The sequence below is a fragment of the Algoriphagus mannitolivorans DSM 15301 genome, from assembly GCF_000429425.1.
GTDB classification, from domain to species: Bacteria; Bacteroidota; Bacteroidia; order Cytophagales; family Cyclobacteriaceae; genus Algoriphagus; species Algoriphagus mannitolivorans.
The window spans coordinates 112,984-130,127 of the sequence record NZ_AUBV01000010.1 but is presented as its reverse complement, the minus strand read 5'-3'; the positions used below and the strand labels follow the sequence as shown (position 1 = coordinate 130,127).

The 17,144-nt window shown below is 41.0% G+C and carries 13 protein-coding genes; all 13 read right to left on the bottom strand.

Translation table 11 applies throughout. The features are described from left to right. Position 1: 1 nt before the first annotated feature. The 13 genes from G458_RS0113070 to lpxK all read right to left on the bottom strand — a co-directional run bounded on the left by G458_RS0113070 (position 2) and on the right by lpxK (position 17,138). On the bottom strand, positions 2-1,018 hold the full coding sequence (locus G458_RS0113070; RefSeq protein WP_026952293.1) for an SDR family oxidoreductase: 1,017 nt from the start codon (positions 1,016-1,018) through the stop codon (positions 2-4). Next, complete coding sequence (locus G458_RS0113065; RefSeq protein ID WP_026952292.1) at positions 1,005-2,369, bottom strand: nucleotide sugar dehydrogenase; 1,365 nt, start codon at positions 2,367-2,369, stop codon at positions 1,005-1,007. Before G458_RS0113065 ends, G458_RS0113070 begins: the two co-directional genes overlap by 14 nt. A gap of 21 nt (positions 2,370-2,390) precedes the next feature. Next, on the bottom strand, positions 2,391-3,530 hold the full coding sequence (gene gmd / locus G458_RS0113060; RefSeq protein WP_026952291.1) for a GDP-mannose 4,6-dehydratase: 1,140 nt from the start codon (positions 3,528-3,530) through the stop codon (positions 2,391-2,393). Positions 3,531-3,878: 348 nt separating this feature from the next. Then, a complete protein-coding gene (locus G458_RS0113055) occupies positions 3,879-4,901 on the bottom strand; it encodes a GDP-L-fucose synthase family protein (protein ID WP_084438870.1) in 1,023 nt (340 codons plus the stop codon). A 582-nt stretch (positions 4,902-5,483) separates the two neighbouring features. After that, entirely contained in the window at positions 5,484-5,858 is a 375-nt protein-coding gene (locus tag G458_RS0113040; RefSeq protein WP_035468216.1) for a GxxExxY protein, read from the bottom strand. 389 nt (positions 5,859-6,247) lie between these two features. Beyond that, positions 6,248-7,246: a mannose-1-phosphate guanylyltransferase gene (locus G458_RS0113035; protein WP_026952287.1), complete on the bottom strand. Its 999-nt coding sequence runs from the start codon at positions 7,244-7,246 to the stop codon at positions 6,248-6,250. A 406-nt stretch (positions 7,247-7,652) separates the two neighbouring features. Next, positions 7,653-8,216: a hypothetical protein gene (locus G458_RS0113030; RefSeq protein ID WP_026952286.1), complete on the bottom strand. Its 564-nt coding sequence runs from the start codon at positions 8,214-8,216 to the stop codon at positions 7,653-7,655. 267 nt (positions 8,217-8,483) lie between these two features. Further along, a complete protein-coding gene (locus G458_RS0113025) occupies positions 8,484-10,931 on the bottom strand; it encodes a GumC family protein (RefSeq protein ID WP_026952285.1) in 2,448 nt (815 codons plus the stop codon). Continuing rightward, the gene (locus G458_RS0113020) at positions 10,931-11,755 is read right to left on the bottom strand and encodes a polysaccharide biosynthesis/export family protein (protein ID WP_026952284.1); all 825 of its coding nucleotides are present in this window, start codon (positions 11,753-11,755) and stop codon (positions 10,931-10,933) included. The genes G458_RS0113025 and G458_RS0113020 overlap by 1 nt, the downstream gene beginning before the upstream one ends. A gap of 214 nt (positions 11,756-11,969) precedes the next feature. Next, positions 11,970-13,214 (bottom strand): ABC transporter permease, encoded by a 1,245-nt coding sequence (locus G458_RS0113010; protein WP_026952282.1) that lies wholly within the window; start codon positions 13,212-13,214, stop codon positions 11,970-11,972. 161 nt (positions 13,215-13,375) lie between these two features. Further along, positions 13,376-13,987 carry a tRNA-(ms[2]io[6]A)-hydroxylase gene (gene miaE / locus G458_RS0113005; RefSeq protein WP_026952281.1) on the bottom strand — a complete coding sequence of 204 codons (612 nt, stop codon included), beginning with the start codon at positions 13,985-13,987 and terminating at the stop codon, positions 13,376-13,378. A 164-nt stretch (positions 13,988-14,151) separates the two neighbouring features. Continuing rightward, entirely contained in the window at positions 14,152-16,095 is a 1,944-nt protein-coding gene (locus G458_RS0113000; RefSeq protein ID WP_026952280.1) for a putative porin, read from the bottom strand. Then, entirely contained in the window at positions 16,092-17,138 is a 1,047-nt protein-coding gene (gene lpxK, locus G458_RS0112995; RefSeq protein ID WP_026952279.1) for a tetraacyldisaccharide 4'-kinase, read from the bottom strand. The genes G458_RS0113000 and lpxK overlap by 4 nt, the downstream gene beginning before the upstream one ends. Positions 17,139-17,144: the final 6 nt, after the last annotated feature.

Sequence of the window (17,144 nt, the reverse complement as noted above, 5' to 3'; positions counted from 1 at the left end):
ACTAAATCGATAAATTCTTTTCGTAAAACCAGTATATCGTTCTAAGAATACCTTTGCTAAAAGCAGGTTCTGCATTATACTTTAGCAAGTTTTTAGCTTTTTCTATTTCTGCCAAAGAATGTGGTATATCACCCTTCCTTTCTGGACCAAACTTTATCTCAACCTCTTCTATCTTAGGATCCAGTTCCGATAAATATTTTTTCAACAATTCTACCAATTCTAATAAGGTAGTCCTCTCCCCAGCTGCTGTATTATATACCTGATTCAATGCTTCCTGATTTTCATTAGTCAAGCAAAGCATATTCATTAGAATCACGTTGTCGATATAAGTAAAGTCTCTAGAATAGGAACCGTCTCCGTTTATCATCGGACTCTCATAGTTCATCAGTTTTTTGATAAACAAAGGGATCACTGCTGCATATGCTCCATTCGGATCTTGGCGTCGACCAAATACATTAAAGTATCGAAGTCCTATCGTATCCAAGCCATAGGTTTTGTAAAAAACATCCGCATACAACTCATTGACATATTTGGTGATGGCATATGGAGAAAGTGGCCTTCCGATTCGCTCTTCAACTTTAGGGAGCTCAGTAGAATCCCCATAGGTAGAAGAACTCGCTGCATAAATAAATCGCTTGACCCCATTATCCCGAGCAGCGACAAGCATATTCAGAAAGCCTGAAATATTTACTTCATTGCTGGTAATCGGATCATTGATCGATCTTGGGACCGAACCCAAAGCTGCTTCATGCAATACAAAATCGACTCCTTTGCATGCATTTTGGCAGGTTTCCAGGTTACGGATATCCCCTTCAATCAGGGTAAATCGAGCGTTAGCAAGAAATTCTTCAATATTATATCGATGCCCGGTGGCAAAATTATCCAAACAGACAACTTCAGCTCCTAAATCTAAAAGTGCTTCGCAAAGGTTAGAGCCTATAAATCCTGCCCCACCAGTAACTAGGACTCGCTTTCCAGCTAAATTTTGAAATTGAGGGTTTGATTTAAAGTCGTGCATCTACTTTTTCTTTTTCCAATACTGATTTCACATCAAAAATCACCTGATTCTCCGATTTTTGAATCGGCCAGTTTTTGAATTCTTGGTGGGCTACGGCCAAAATAATTGCGGAGTAATCTTTCAAATTTGGAGTATAGGTTTCTTCTTCATCATATTCCTCAAAGGAATCAGCTAAAGCTAAAGTCTGACTGGCACCTTGGAGAATTTGAATTCCATATTCGTGCATCACTTCGGCCGGATCAGCCCAAGGATCATAAACATCCACCTCCATATCGAAGGATTTCAATTCTTGATAAATATCAATTACCCTAGTATTTCTTACATCCGGACAATCCTCTTTAAAAGTAAAGCCCAAAATCAGCACCTTGGCATCTATTACCTTTAGATCTTTCCGCATCATGTGCTTGATGGTCTCAGTAGCTACATGCTTACCCATTGAGTCGTTAAGCCTACGACCAGCTAGAATTATCTCGGGATGATAGCCTACTTCTTGGGCCTTTTGCGCTAAGTAAAAAGGGTCCACTCCAATGCAGTGCCCTCCTACCAATCCGGGTCGAAAAGGAAGAAAGTTCCACTTGGTGCCGGCAGCTTCCAGCACTTCTTGGGTATCAATGCCCAAAAGATTGAAGATCTTGCTCAGTTCATTGACGAAGGCAATATTGATGTCCCGCTGTGAATTTTCGATCACCTTTGCCGCTTCAGCTACCTTAATGGAAGAAGCCTTGTGCGTACCAGCCGTAATCACTGACTTGTACAACTGATCCACAAATTCCGCAGCCTCCGGTGTGGATCCCGAGGTTACTTTCAAAATCTTGGTAACGGTATGTTCCTTATCTCCAGGATTGATTCGTTCCGGAGAATAGCCTGCAAAGAAGTCCTCATTGAACTTCAAACCTGATATTTTTTCCAAAACAGGGACACATTCTTCTTCCGTTACACCAGGATAAACCGTGGATTCATAAATCACCACATCCCCTTTTTTTAGAACTTTGCCAATGGCTTCAGAGGCTTTCAGCATAGGTGTTAAAACAGGCCTATTGTGCTTGTCCGTAGGAGTAGGAACGGTTACAATGTAGATATTGGCAGACGAGATAGGGCCTACGGCATCTGTTACTACTAAGCCTTTCCCTTTTTCATCCAATTCAAGTGAGGTTTTTATAAGCACTGACTGAAGAAAAGAATCCTCTACCTCTAAGGTTCGGTCATGCCCTTTTTGAAGTTCATCCACCCGCTTGGGGTCAATATCGTATCCTACTGTTTTGAACTTCTCGGCAAATGCAGTGGCTAGAGGTAATCCTACATAGCCAAGGCCAATAATGGCTATTTTGCTATTTTTTAAGTTAGTAAACATGTAAAAAAGTTACTGGTAATTTTATTTATTCTTGAAATATTCAATATCCCCCCTCATCATATCCTCAACTAATCCATCCAAATCATATTCTGGTTCCCAGCCTAGTTGGGTTTTGGATTTGGTAGGATCTCCGATCAGGAGGTCGACTTCTGTGGGGCGGAAGTAGGCCGGATCAATTTTCACCAATATTGATCCAATCGTTGGGCCTTTAAACTTATCAAGTTTCGTCTCTGAGGTGCCCTGGCTGAAACTCGTAGCTTTTTCAAACTTGTTTTGATCAATTGAATCTAGGATTCCGACTTCATTGACTCCCTCTCCTTCCCAGCGAATAGTGAAACCAACATATGAAAAGGCCATTTGAACAAAATCCCGAACCTTGGTGGATTTACCTGTGGCAATTACATAATCCTCAGGTTTTTCTTGCTGCAAGATTAACCACATAGCCTTTACGTAATCCTTGGCATGTCCCCAGTCCCGTTGTGCATCGAGGTTACCCAAGTATAGACAATCCTGCTTACCCAAGGCGATGGCAGCCGCGGCCATAGTAATCTTTCGGGTCACAAAGGTCTCCCCTCTTCTTGGAGATTCATGATTAAAGAGAATCCCATTGCAGGTAAACATATTGTAAGCCTCTCTATAATTCTTGGTGATCCAAAAGCCGTAAATCTTAGCTACTCCATAAGGAGAACGGGGATAAAAAGGTGAACTCTCATCATAGAAACCTGCAGAATTCTTATTCTCCTCCATTCCACCATAGAGTTCGGAGGTAGACGCCTGATATATTCTCGTCTTTTTCTCCAAACCTAGAATTCTGACAGCTTCCAAAATTCGAAGAGCACCAATCCCATCTACATTGGCAACATACTCAGGAGAATCAAAGGAAACTTTTACATGAGACATGGCTCCTAGGTTGTAAATCTCGTCTGGCTGTACTTCCTGAATAATTCTGATGATATTGGTCGAATCAGTCAAGTCTCCATAGTGCAAGACAAAATTTACGTGAGTTTCATGCAAATCCTGGTAAAGGTGATCAATCCTCTGGGTATTAAAAGAAGAAGCTCTTCGCTTAATCCCATGCACTTGATAGCCTTTTTCTAAAAGTAGTTCGGCTAAGTAAGAGCCGTCTTGGCCGGTAATACCGGTTATTAATGCTTTTTTCATATTTTTTGGTCACGGAGTTCAGCAGAGTTTTCACGGAGGCTCACGGAACTTATTTTTTTATTAACAGAGTTGGTCGTTGAATCTTCTTGGAACCCGGAGTTAGACAGTTGTTTCACTGAGGCTCACGTAGTTTAATTCTTTTTTTGATTTCCCAATAAGCAGTAAACAGAGCCTTTTATAGGTTAGTGTTGGTACACGAAGTTTAAGGGAAGTCAATACAGAGTTTTACCGAGGTTATTTAAATTTTAAATAGGAGTGAATTATTAATCAAGCACCTGAAAAGACTCTGTGTAACTCTTTGCCCCCTCTGTGTACCTCCGTGTTCCAAAATCCCCAAGCTTGCGAGCATTAAATCTTGACTTGCTTGAAAGTGTCTTGATTTTCGAGGAACCACTGGTAAGTTTTCTTTATTCCATCCTCCAGTGAGGTTTTTGCCTTCCAGCCTGCATCTGCCATCTTAGATACATCCATCAATTTCCTAGGCGTGCCATCGGGCTTCGAAGAATCCCAGATTATCTCTCCTTTGTGACCTACAATTTTTTGAATCAATTCCGCTAATTCCCGAATTGTCAAATCCTGGCCTGTTCCCACATTATAAAGATTATCCTTGAATTCATTCTCCAAAGCAAAGACTACAGCTTCTGCAAGATCCTCAACATATAAGAACTCTCTCATCGGAGCCCCACTCCCCCATAACGTTACTGGCACATGTTCACTCTTACTATCAACACCACCAACTGGCAACTGCTCACTGCCTACTGCCAACTGTTCGCTGCCTACTGCAAACTGACTCGCTTCATGAAACTTACGAATCATGGCTGGAAGCACATGAGAAGTTTTTAGATCAAAATTATCATATGGACCATAGAGGTTGGTCGGCATTAATGATACGTAATCTCTTCCAAATTGCTTTCGTATTGCCTCGCAAGCCTTTACTCCTGTAATTTTTGCTACTGCATACCACTCATTGGTAGGCTCCAAAGGCCCGGTAAGTAAATAGTCTTCTTTCAGAGGCTGAGGAGCCATTTTGGGATAGATGCAAGAAGAACCCAAAAAGATAAACTTGTTGATTCCGGCATGAAAGGCAGTATCAATCAGATTATTTTGGATCTGCATATTTTCCATCAGAAACTGATAGGGATACTCATTATTAGCCAAAATCCCTCCTACTCTAGCTGCTGCATCGATTACCACTTCCGGCTTTTCATTTTTGAAAAAATCCTGAACCGCCTGCTGATTTCTCAAATCCAATTCTTTGGAGGTTTTCCCTATCAGATTAGAATAACCTTGACTTTCCAGCGCTCTCCAAATCGCCGATCCTACCATGCCTCGATGACCAGCGATGTATATTTTGGTATTCTTAGATATCATTGGGTTTTGTTTGGTCACAGAATTTCAAGGAGTCAGCACGGAGTCCATCGGAGATTTATTCTTTTGGAACACAGAGTTTCTCAGAGTTAGCACGGAGTCCCACCGAGATTTTTTTTTAGAGCAAAGGAATTGAAGGAGTTTTTGTTTTTGGATCACGGAGTTTTTAGGAGTTTGCACTGAGTCCCTCGGAGATTTATTCTTTTGGAACACAGAGTTTCTCGGAGTTAGCACGGAGTCCCACCGAGATTTTTTTTTAGAGCAAAGGAATTGAAGGAGTTTTTGTTTTTGGATCACAGAGTTTCAAGGAGTCAGCACGGAGTCCATCGGAGATTTATTCTTTTGGAACACAGAGTTTCTCGGAGTTAGCACGGAGTCCCACCGAGATTTTTTTTAGAGCAAAGGAATTGAAGGAGTTTTTTTGGATCACGGAGTTTTCAGGAGTTTGCACTGAGTACCACGGAGATTTATTCTTTTGGAGCACAGAGTTTCTCGGAGTTAGCCCGGAATCCCAAGGAGATTTATTCTTTTGGAGCACAGAGTTTCTCGGAGGTTACACAGAGGCCCACTGAGTTTAAAATTTGTTTATATGATGAATCGATTAATTCCGTTTACAAGACTTTTTGTCCTGAAATTCAGCAATAAACCAACTCTGTATCCAGAAAATTTCAAATAGGTTAAAACTTGGGCTTTGTGAACATCTGTTATTTGCTCGACAGTTTTCAATTCAACAATTACTTGGTCCTCAACGAGCAAATCAATTCTGTAGCCACACTCAAGTCTTATCTCTTCATAAACTAACGGTACTGGAACTTGAGATTTAACATCAAGGCCTAATTTCTCCAGTTCATATTTTAGGCAAGCTTGATAGGCAGATTCAAGAAGGCCTGGACCAAGTTTTGAATGCACTTTAAAAGCACAATTCAAGATTTGTTCAGTAAGGTCTTCTTTTAGAAGCATTCTTATTTTAGGAGAGAAAGGTGTTTCTTTAGATCACGGAGGTACTCGGAGTACACACGGAATCTCACGGAGTTTATAACAGTATTAAAACTAGTGAGCGGCTCTATCAAGCAGGTTTAAAACGGACTATATTTTACTCTGTCCCTCCTCAATGTAACTCTGTGGTACAAATCCCGCGAGCTTGCGAGCACTCTGTGAAATTCAGTGTATCCTCGATGTAACTCCGTGTAACAAATCCCGCGAGCTTGCGAGCAAACTCTGTGGTCCTCCGTGTCACCTCAGTGATCCTCTGTGTCTAGAAAAGATATGCGAGCTTGCGAGCACTCTGTGAAACTCAGTGTATCCTCGGTGTAACTCCGTGTTACAATTTCAAGGAGCCTACGAGCGAACTATTCCACTAAATCCGGCTTCTCCTTCTCCAACCTCTCATACACCTTCTTCACGTCCTGGGCTTTTTCCTTATTCAATACCAAAATCGCATCTGCAGTGCAGATCAATATACTATTGGACATCCCCACAAACTCAGTATGTAATTCTGAACCAATAACCATATTTCCATTGGAATCTATAGGATAGCCTTGAGCTTGATTGTATTCATAAATGGCCTCAAAACTCCCCATATCTGACCAGGCAAAATTTGAAGGAACCACCTTAATCTTCTGTGTTTTTTCCATTACCGCATAATCCACAGAAATAGATGGAATTTGAAGAGACAACTCTTCGTCAAACTTCCCTTCTTTAGCCTCATCAAATACCTTTTTGGAAGCCTCAAAGACCTTAGGCTCAAATTTTTTCAGTTCTTCCAGAAATACTCCTGCTTGGAAACAAAACATCCCGGAATTCCAGTAGAAATTTCCCTTTTGTATAAACTCTTGGGCAGTTTCCTGATCAGGTTTTTCCCGGAAACTTCTGACATTCTCCCCTTCTGCCTCGATATATCCAAAGCCTGTTTCAGGTTTGGTGGGTTTTAATCCGAAAGTGACGATATACCCTTCTTTGGCCAATTCAAGAGCTCGGTTTACGGCCTTCATATAAGCATCACCTGATTCGATCAAATGATCAGATGGAGTTACAAACAAAATATCCTCACCTTGACAGGCAAAAGCCGCAAAAGCTATCGCCGCCGCAGTATTTCTTGGACAAGCTTCAATAATCTCTTTAAAATCTTCTATCCCAGTGCTTTGAAGATCTTGTCTGGAAAGTTGGTAATTATCAATACTTCCCACCACCAAAACCTGATCGCAAAAAGAGGTATTTCTAGCAACAGTTTTTTGAAAAAGAGTCGCTCCCTTAAAAATGGGCAGATATTGCTTGGGTCTGCTTTTTCGGGATAAAGGCCAAATCCTGGAACCTACTCCTCCGGAGAGAATAACATTAACAATCGACATGAAGGAGATTTTTGGAGATGAGCTTAACAACCAAATTTAGTCGTTCAAGCTCGGGAAAAAATAGGGATAATGGTATAGGTCAGATACAGCTTCGCCCTTTCAGTCCCAGTCTAGAATTTTTGGAAAAAAAGAAATGATCAAAAGCCTGAATTTAGACCTATCGACTAGCTTTTTCCCGGATTCTATTTGGTCTTAACGTGTACTTTTTCTGAGTAAAGAATCAGATAAATCTGATATTAGTATTCTTAGTTAAAAAACAGTCAATTCCATCAGAATCGACATTTAAATCATATTTACAGGCTCAAAGATAGCCATAGTGAGTAATTTTTGTACTCATTATAAGGCATAATTTTTTGAAGGATTTTCATACCATTGAACCTGTACTTTACCTGTGTTTTTTTGCTCTTTATTTCTCCAAGGAAACCAGTTCCAAAACAGGTTGTGTCCAAACCCATATTTGGGTATGACCGAATTTTTCAACAAAAACCTCTTCTCCGGTTTTGGATTTCCAGATAAGTTTTTCGGCAGAAAGTGAAAGTGTAGTCCCCTGTGCTGATGCGATTTTCAGGGCATGGTTGAGCATATTGTTACCATTATCATAAATCCGGTATAAGCCCCCGATAAATTCACCATCGACTTCAAATCGATAATGACTGACGGATCTGTTTTCATTTTTTAAGGCAAATCTGGAAACTAACCATTTCTGATCATCCTTTTTAAATTCACAAATAACAGAAGGCTTACTTGCTTGAGGAGGTTTAGGAAGAAGTTTTTGAATATCAGAGCAAGAACCTATCATTTCATAGGTTTGTACTTTTGAGTCGGTTGCCCGATACCTACACTCCTGAATCATCAAAACCGGATCGAAGAAAGTTAATTTGCCTCTATACTTGAAAAGGTATTTTTGGCCATTTACTTCTTTTTTCTCTAAAGAATACCCAGTAATTAACTTATTAAAATAGCTTTTCATATTAAAAACAAAGTTAAAAAAGGAACTGCCACGGCAGATTTAAACCGGACAGCTTCCATGGCTGAATTGAGTCGCAAAGAAAATATAGTTTTGGGATTAAAAAAATAATTTTTCTCAGAAATTAATTAGAAAATAAGTTTATACTGCAATTTACTGGTAATCAAAAACAAAAAATATTAGAAGATCGGAAATTCAGAAAAATAGAAGGATTACGGATTAAAAAAGGGCTAGGAAGCCATTGATCCTCGCCCTTAATTGGAAGCCTTATTATTTTTTTCGGTTCAAAGCCCTTTTCCACCAAGGCAATTGAACTTCCTCGTGGTATCCATAAGAGTTGCCTCCGTAGCCATATCCGTAGCCATACCCATAGCCATATCCGTAGCCTTTGTCGATATGCAAGTCATTGAGGACACCATACATCTTTGTCACCCCTCCTTTTTCTACCAAATTGTTCACGATTTGAGAATTTCCTTTCATGGAATATCCTTGACGGAACACATAGAAATTCACATCAGCGAAAGCAAAAAGCTCCTTAGTCTCAGAAACCAAGCCTACTGGCGGACAGTCAAAAATCACGACTTCATAGGATTGCTTGATTTCCGAAATGATTTTGGAGAATTTCTCCTGAAGAAGCAATTCTGCCGGATTTGGAGGAATAGGTCCTGAGAGGATCACATCCAGATTCTCAAAACCAGATGGCTTTACTACTTCTTTCCAATAAATATTGCTGCTCAAGCAAGTACTCATTCCTTTGTCGTTGACCAGACCGAAATCCTGAGCAATTCTTGGCTTTCGAAGATCCAACCCAATAAGAATGGTCTTTTTCCCTAGCAAGGAAAATACGGAAGCCATATTCATCGAAACAAAGGTCTTTCCTTCTCCTGATACCGAAGAGGTGAAAAGTAAGGTAAGACCTTCTTTTTGAGGGCTTAAATACGTCAAATCGGCCCGTAATGATCGGAATGACTCAGTGACTGTAGATCTTGGGGAATTCAATACTGGAAGAGAATCATCAGAGCTATTTCTTCCAATCATCCCGATCAAAGGCACTTTAAGTTGCTTCTCCAATTCCTTTGGATCTTCCACTTTTGTATTCAAGAAATCCTTGATGGTAATAAAACCGATTGGGAGAATCAATCCTAAAATCAATCCAATCAACAAATTCAAAGACTTTTTGGGAGCAACAGGCAATTGACCGGATTTGGCAAAGTCCAAAATTTGGTTGCTCGGCATGTTGGAGGCTTTGGTAATCTCAGCTTCCGCCTTTTTCTGTAAAAAGTAAATGTAAATGTTCTCGTTGATGGTAAACTGGCGGGTAAAATCCAAAAGCTTTCTTTCGGTCTCCGGAAGCTGATTGATGTCCCGCTCAATCATGCGAATCTGACCTTGAAGATTGGCAATCAGGTTTTGAGTATTGACAATAGCGGAACTCACGTTTTCCTGCAATGCCTTGGAGGTATTCTGGATTCTAGAATTGATGTCTCTCACCTGTGGTGTTTGCTCCGAGAAATTGGCGGTAAGACGAACCCGCTCTGCCTGGAGTTCTGACAAGTTTTGAACAAGCGCATTCAGCAATGGATCGGCTGTACCAATGATGGAAGGAGCCACCAAATCCCCAGATTGCCCGCTGGCCAAGTAGTCTCTCAGGGTTTGTAGGTACTTTAGGTTGATCTCATTTAGGCTTTTTTCCTTCTCAAGCTCCTGAAGTCTCTGGAAAATCACGGAGCCTTCCTGGGAAAGGTTGAAAATCTTGTTTTCGGAGCGGTACTGCTGAAGTTTAGTTTCGGAGTATTTCAGAGAATCCGTGATTCCGCTCAACTGCTGATCAATAAATCGGATGGTGTTTTCTGAGGTTCTGTTTTTCTCATCCAGCTCACGCTTCAGATAAGTTTCCATCAGCTTATTCAGGTAATCCACCCCCATTCTTCTGAGAGGTGTTTCCATGCTAAGCGTCAGGATGGAACTCTGCTTATTGGTAGGAGCGACATTCAAGTCCTGCACCATTTTCAAGGCCAAGGAAGGAGTATCCACCAAGCTGAAATAAACTACCTCACCTGGAAGGGCAGATACCTGATCAACTTTGAAGTTGTAATATTCCGACTGAATCGCCTCTCCAAACTGGAACACAGATTTCCCAAGTGTCAAGCCTTCGAGAGCGGTTTTGTAATTAGGGTCAGCAGGATTGAAAAGCTGGAAAACATTTTCCTCGATGGAAAGCTCAAAGGAGGTCTCATCCAAAACCTCGAGTCTGAATAATCCCCCTACGGCCTGAGGTTTTTTCCAATCAGGATTGACCAGAATGGGATTATTGGAATACAATTGTTGCTTTCTAAATAATTCATCTGTGAAATACCGAACATTTAGATTTAGCTCATTCAGACTTGCTATGGCCAATGAATAGGACTTCAGGATTCCGGTTTCATTTTCGATGTTGCTTTTCCCCTGCAATCCTACCAAACCTGCATTTGCAAATAAATCGGATCCTAAAGCATTGTTTTCGTCTTTGACGATTACAGTGGACTCAACTTTGAAGATTGGCGTAGCGAATTTGTTGAACAAAAATGCACTGACAAGGCCCAAAAAGGCAAAAAGGACAATGATCGGCCAATACTGAAGGTAGTTGAAAAGAATAACCTTCAAATCAATCTCATCCTCTTGATTAACTAAAAATGGAGCCTGTGGCTGAGGATTTACTTGTGGTGAATTAGGGTACATTAGTTTCTATTTGCAACAATAACTAAATTCAATATTAGCGCAGCAGCAGTAATGGCTGAGATGAATAAGGAAAGTGACTGAGCAGCATTTTCACCTGCTCCTAGTTCTCTGACCTTCATTGGCTCAGCATACAACTGATCATTCGGCTGGATAAAATAAAATGGCGAGGCTACGAGCTGTCGGTCGTTCAGGTTGATTTTATGAAGCTTGGTTCCCTCTGGGTATTGCCTAATAAGTAATATTTCATCTCTTTTAGCCAAATTGGTTAAATCTCCTGCATTGGCAACAGCTTCCAGAATAGTCATACGATCCTGCAAAATCACAAACTTCCCAGGCCGTCTAAACTCTCCCAAAGCTGAGTATCGAATCCCGCCCAGCTTTACTTTGACATAGACTTCGGTGACTACAAAATCCTTGATTCGTTTTTCAATCTCGGCTCTTGCCTCCTCCAATGTCTTGTCCTTCACGGAAACTTCTCCTACGATAGGAATCCGGATATTTCCGTTTTTATCCACAGAATATCCAGTCATGTAATAAATATCCCCTCCGCCCTGGCCAGCGATATTTCCCATCTGATTATTAAAAGGGACATTATTGGTATTAAAACCATTTTTCAGCAAATCATCGACCGTCTGAATATTGATGTCAATGATGTCATTGTACTGAAGCTTGTATTCAGGAATTTCGTAGGTGATCAATTCTCCTTCGGCAATGGATTGCTTCCCTTCGAGATTCTGGAGATAGATGATTTTCTCGTTGGAAACGCAGGAGAAAGACGTCCAGATTAAAAGTGCAAAAACAGCTCCTTTTAGGATTTTAAGCATAAATAATTAGATAGAGTTTTTGAGAAAACTTGGCAAAAGTAGAAAAGAATGGCCAAAGATTGAACCAAAAATCAAATATGGATTGGCCAAAATTTTAAATTCGAGATCAAATCTCGCTAAAGTTCTTGAAGAATTTGCTAAAGAAGCGAATTGCAAGGGTCTAAAAATCAAAGCCTCATGGATGAGGCTTTGAAGAAACATAAAATAACTTAATTTATTCGTATCGTAGCGATTCTATAGGATCTAGCTTGCTCGCCTTGAATGCAGGGATGTATCCAGCTAAAAGTCCTACTGCTATACAAATTCCAAAGGAAACCACCATCCATAGCCAAGGAACCAAAAATCCTCCCGGACCGATGAAGTTGGCAATGATATTTCCGATGGCGATACCTAGCATCATCCCGAATATTCCGCCGATCACGCAAATCACAATGGCTTCAATCAAAAATTGCTGACGGATTCGTAGAGGCGTGGCGCCAAGTGCCTTTCGGATTCCAATTTCCCGTGTTCGTTCGGTGACAGAAACCAACATGATATTCATCAAACCTATCGAGGCTCCCAAAAGCGTAATAAATCCAATTCCAAATCCACCTATTCGAAGGTATCCGGCCACTTCCTCCAAACTCTCCGCTACTGACTGACTTTTGGTGAGTTCAAATGAATCTTCTTGAGCCACTCGATCCTGTCGGATTTTTCGCATAATCCCGATTGCCTGTCCCATTTCATAATCAATCTTGCCCGGATCAGAAGCTACACCGGTAATTCTGTAATTGAAATTGCCGCGTAGATCCATGCGGGAAGCGTTTTCAACAGGAATTAAAATCTGTCTGTCCGCACCTTGGTCCTGACCTACTCCACCTTGCTTATCCAAAACCCCAATAACCGTGTAGGGCTTTCCCAAAAAAGTAATCTTTTCATTGATCGGATCTTCGCCGGCGTTGAAGAGGGTTTCTTCCACCTCTTTTCCAATGATCGCAACAGAACTACCATATCTGATATCCATTTGGCTGAAATTCCTTCCTTTTGCCAGCTTCATGGCTTTGATGGAAAGATAATTTTCATCTCCTCCACGGATACGGGTATTTGGGTTTGTTTTTTTAGACCCACGCTTCACCTCTGCTATTCCGGTCACTGAAGTAAAAATGGTAGAAATACCGATTTCCTTGTACTCTTCCTGAAACTGGCTAGCTTCCCTGTAAGTGATTCTGGGATAAATTTTCTCTGTTTTACCTTCTTGAACTACCCTTCCTCCGCTTTGTCCTTTATTGCGAACATCAAAAGAATTGGCACCTAAACCTGCAAAACTCTCCGCAATCTGTGCTTTGATCCCATCAATCGCGGTTAGCATACCCACCAAAGAAGATATACCAATAGCGATAATAGCTCCAGTCAACACAGTTCTCAGCAAATTAACTTTGACGGACTTTAGAGCTTCGCGGACATTCTCGATCAAATTCATATTGTGTTCGGTTTAGAACAGATTAAAAGGTATTTTCTGAAAAACAGATTTAATATTAAACAAATAAGGAAAACCAAGCCGGAATTCAGGAGGATTTTAATTGATTTATTAACCAAAATCCTCCATATCTATGTTCTCTTAAAATTTTGAATTTGGGAGAATCAATGCATGCGGTCTCCTCTAGGCTCCATGCTTTTTAGGATTTTTGCTTCATAGTCAAGCCATTCCTGCCAACGTCTGTCTACTTTTTCTCGGTCTTGATACTTTCTAGCCAAATCAATAAAAGTCACATAATGTCCCGCCTCAGAAATCATCAATTCATAATAGAACTTCTGGAGCTCCAAGTCTGCAATATTTTTTGACAAAAGCTTAAAACGCTCACAACTTCTTGCCTCGATCAAGGCATTTAGCAGGAGATGTTCGGTCAGTTGATCCTTTCTGCTTCCTCCCTTTTTGACAAATTCATTCAATTTGGCCACATATTCATCTTTGCGCTGAGGACCAAACTTCATCCCTCTTTTACGGAGCTGTTCCAAAACCCGCTCAAAATGCCCCCATTCCTCGGCTACGATCGGAGTCAAAGTATCAACAAGTTCCTCCAACTCATTAAATCTTACAATAAGCGAAATGCAAGAAGAGGCAGCTTTTTGCTCACAATAAGCATGATCCACCAGAATATCCTCAATTTGCATTTCCGCAATTCTCACCCATCGCGGATCAGTAGGAAGCTTCAAATGAAGCATTTTCTGTTTTGTGCTTTCTTCCCAAGTCATCGGAATTAAAGATTTGAAATTTGAGATTTGAGATTTGAAGGATAGTTATTGGATACTTGTTATTGGTTATTGGACATTGGTCATTGGATTTTGCTTATTGCCATTTGCCCAATGCCATTTGCTTATTGCCAATTGCCTCTTGCCCTCTGCCAATCCCTCTTTTTTTAATCAAACAAATACCAAGTAATCCCCAAATCAATTAAGGACTTATATCCGGTATAATCCGGGGTTACGAAGTATCCTTCGCGGTTCATCAGGCCTGCATTGAGATGGTTGTACTTAAACAATACTCGGGTTCGGTTAATTCGGAAATCCAAAAATATGTCGGCCACTGGATAGGCATAAACATCAAAAGTGTTTTGTAAATAAAACTGCTGATAGGAAGGATTATAGGCTTCCCCAAAATAGGAAGACTTATATCTCACATCCACTCCCATCTGGATATAGACATTGTCATTGAAAGCGGGACTATCGAAGTAGAACCTGGTGTTTGCATAGAGTCTTGGAATTCTGAAGTTATCCGAAGCCGCTCCAGTTATTTCAGTATAAATCACCTCGAAGTCCAGCTTGAACTTCTTTCCAATTTGGAAATTGCCTAAAACCCCTGGCATTAGCATAAACGCTCCTCCGTCAGACTGCGCCACTTGCTTATCCAGCCCAAAAAACACATAATTATTCACCCGATTGAGGGTAAGACTTGGGCTGAGGCTAAATCTGTCAAAATCCAATTTGACTCTCCCTTGTATCTGGTCCACGCCAATATTTTTGAATTCATTTTCCCATTGATAGTGGTTGCCAAAATAAATTTGCTGAAGGGAAGTAGGGCGATACAAGGCTTTGGTATATTCCAATTCCAGCCATGGCGATACAAACAGACCATGCAGTCTGAAGGCATCCGCAATCAGATATTCTCCGTCGGCTTGGAGAGACCATTGATCAGAGATTTTCCCTCTCAATTCTCCACCGATATAGACTTCGTTATAATTTTCACTTCCATTAGGAAAAAAAGTACTCTCCATTTTAGCATTTCGGAGCTTCCCATAGGCATTGTAATAAAAGCCTTTGTAGGAACCTTTCACCCCAAACTCATTCCTCCATTCTGAAAATCCACTGAAGTTGGCTGTGGTATCGGGATTATTGAAACGGTTTTCATTAAAAAACAAAGAATCGGCGGTGTTCAGATTTGACAGATACCTCAACTTTTGATTTTTTCTGTCAGCCACATGGTATAGCTGAAGGCCATTGCCCAATTTATATTCATGGTAGAGATGCAAATCCTGTCTAAGGTCGGAGGCAGTGGTATTTTTCAACCAAACTTTGGCATCCTCATAAGTAAAATACAGGGAGGTTGGATCAACTTCCGGAGGAATGATCCCTCCTATTTCATTGACAAAATGCCTCATCCTCGAAAAGGATCCCAAAATCCAGTATCTCCCATTTTCAGATCGGTAGTTAGTATGAATTCCATAGGAAGTCTGCTCCACCATATGATCATCCCGATCGCTGGGATTGAGGGTTTTCCGGATTTTTTGGGTTTTAAAATCCATTCCCACATTCCATCGGGGATTGATATTTCTTGCAAAAACGATGTCCAAAAGGTTTCTATTCCCTCCTCCGAAAAAAGCCGACATTTCGGTAAACGGTGACTTGGTATCAAAAAACCTCCTTTTTGCAGGATCTTGGTAGTAAATATCATAAGCGTGAAATCCGGAAGTCGTTCCGATCAGTTCCGGAATCTGATAAAACACCGGCTTTGCAGCACTCCCAATGTTGGCCAAGTCCTGATATTTCCAACCACTCTTGGCAACTGGATCGTAGTTGTGAAAATTAGTCAGGGAAGTATCCTGCTCATAAAGCCTTAGGCTGTTTCTCTTGATATCTTTTTCAAAAAAGTAAAGGGAGGTTTTCGGGCCATAAACCATTCTAGTACTATCATCCAGCAATGATTTTCGGCTGAGACCATCTTCATTCTCCTCCTGCTCTACCAATTGCCGACCTTCCCGAGCTGTTTGTCCCGAGGTTTGATTTTGTACTGGTCGCTGCGCAAAAAGCATCTGCAAGCCCAGCATTCCATAAAAAACAATTAAAACTACGCCTCTCTTGATCACTTGGAAACCAATTTTTTTCGGATTTGGGTAAGCAGAATTTCTTTATCCTGGGGTTCGAATTTTACCTCTATGGGCAGGACAAAAATCGGAAATTCCCCTAAATATCCCCCTTTGCCGAGAGATTTAAGTTTTTCACCGTCTTTTTCCGTGCATAAAAATACCGGAGACTCGGATTTTACCCTCGCGGCCGCTTTTATAAACGATTTGATATTCTCCCTCGAATATTCATGATGGTCAGGGAAAGAAAACACTTCCAAGACCTTGAACTTTTCCTTGCAGTAATCCAAAAAAAGCCGGTCATCTGCCAGTCCGGAAATTAGCAGAACGTTTCCAGAAAAAGCCGAAGAGTGTCCTAAAGCCAAGGGCATACAATAGGAAAGTGAGGAGAATATTACAGGGATTGAAGGGCGCAGATAAGATGAAATTTCTTGGGTAAGAGATGCTTTATCTTCCAAGGATAAATTTTCGGGGCATTTGGAAACTACGACCAAATCTGCTCTTTGGGCACCACATCTTGACTCCCGAAGTCTTCCTACAGGCATGATGAAATCTCTGGTAAAAGGCTTTTGGAAGGGTGTCAGAAGGATATAAACATCTGCCTTCAAACTTCTATGCTGAAAGGCATCATCCAGCACAATGGCCTCCAAATCGGGCTTGATCGCATAAATTCTTTCTATCCCTTTCACCCGGTTTTCACAAACGAATACCGGAGTACTTTCTCCAAACTTTTGAAAGATCTGAAGGGGCTCATCGCCGATTTCACTCGGGGCACTTTCTTTAGTGGACTGCAAAAATCCTTTCGTATTTCTTCCATATCCCCGACTGAGCACTGCCAATTTCCTTTCGGAAGAAAGTGCCCTAAGTAGGTATTCTACCATGGGAGTTTTCCCGGTACCACCAACCGACAGATTTCCCACAACTAGAGAAAAAATCTTTCCTTTTTGGCTTTTTAAGACATTCCTATCATACAATCCATTGCGAATGGAGGTTATTATCCGAAAAATCAAGGCAAATGGTGCAAGCAAAAAGGAATACCAAGGCATTGGGGT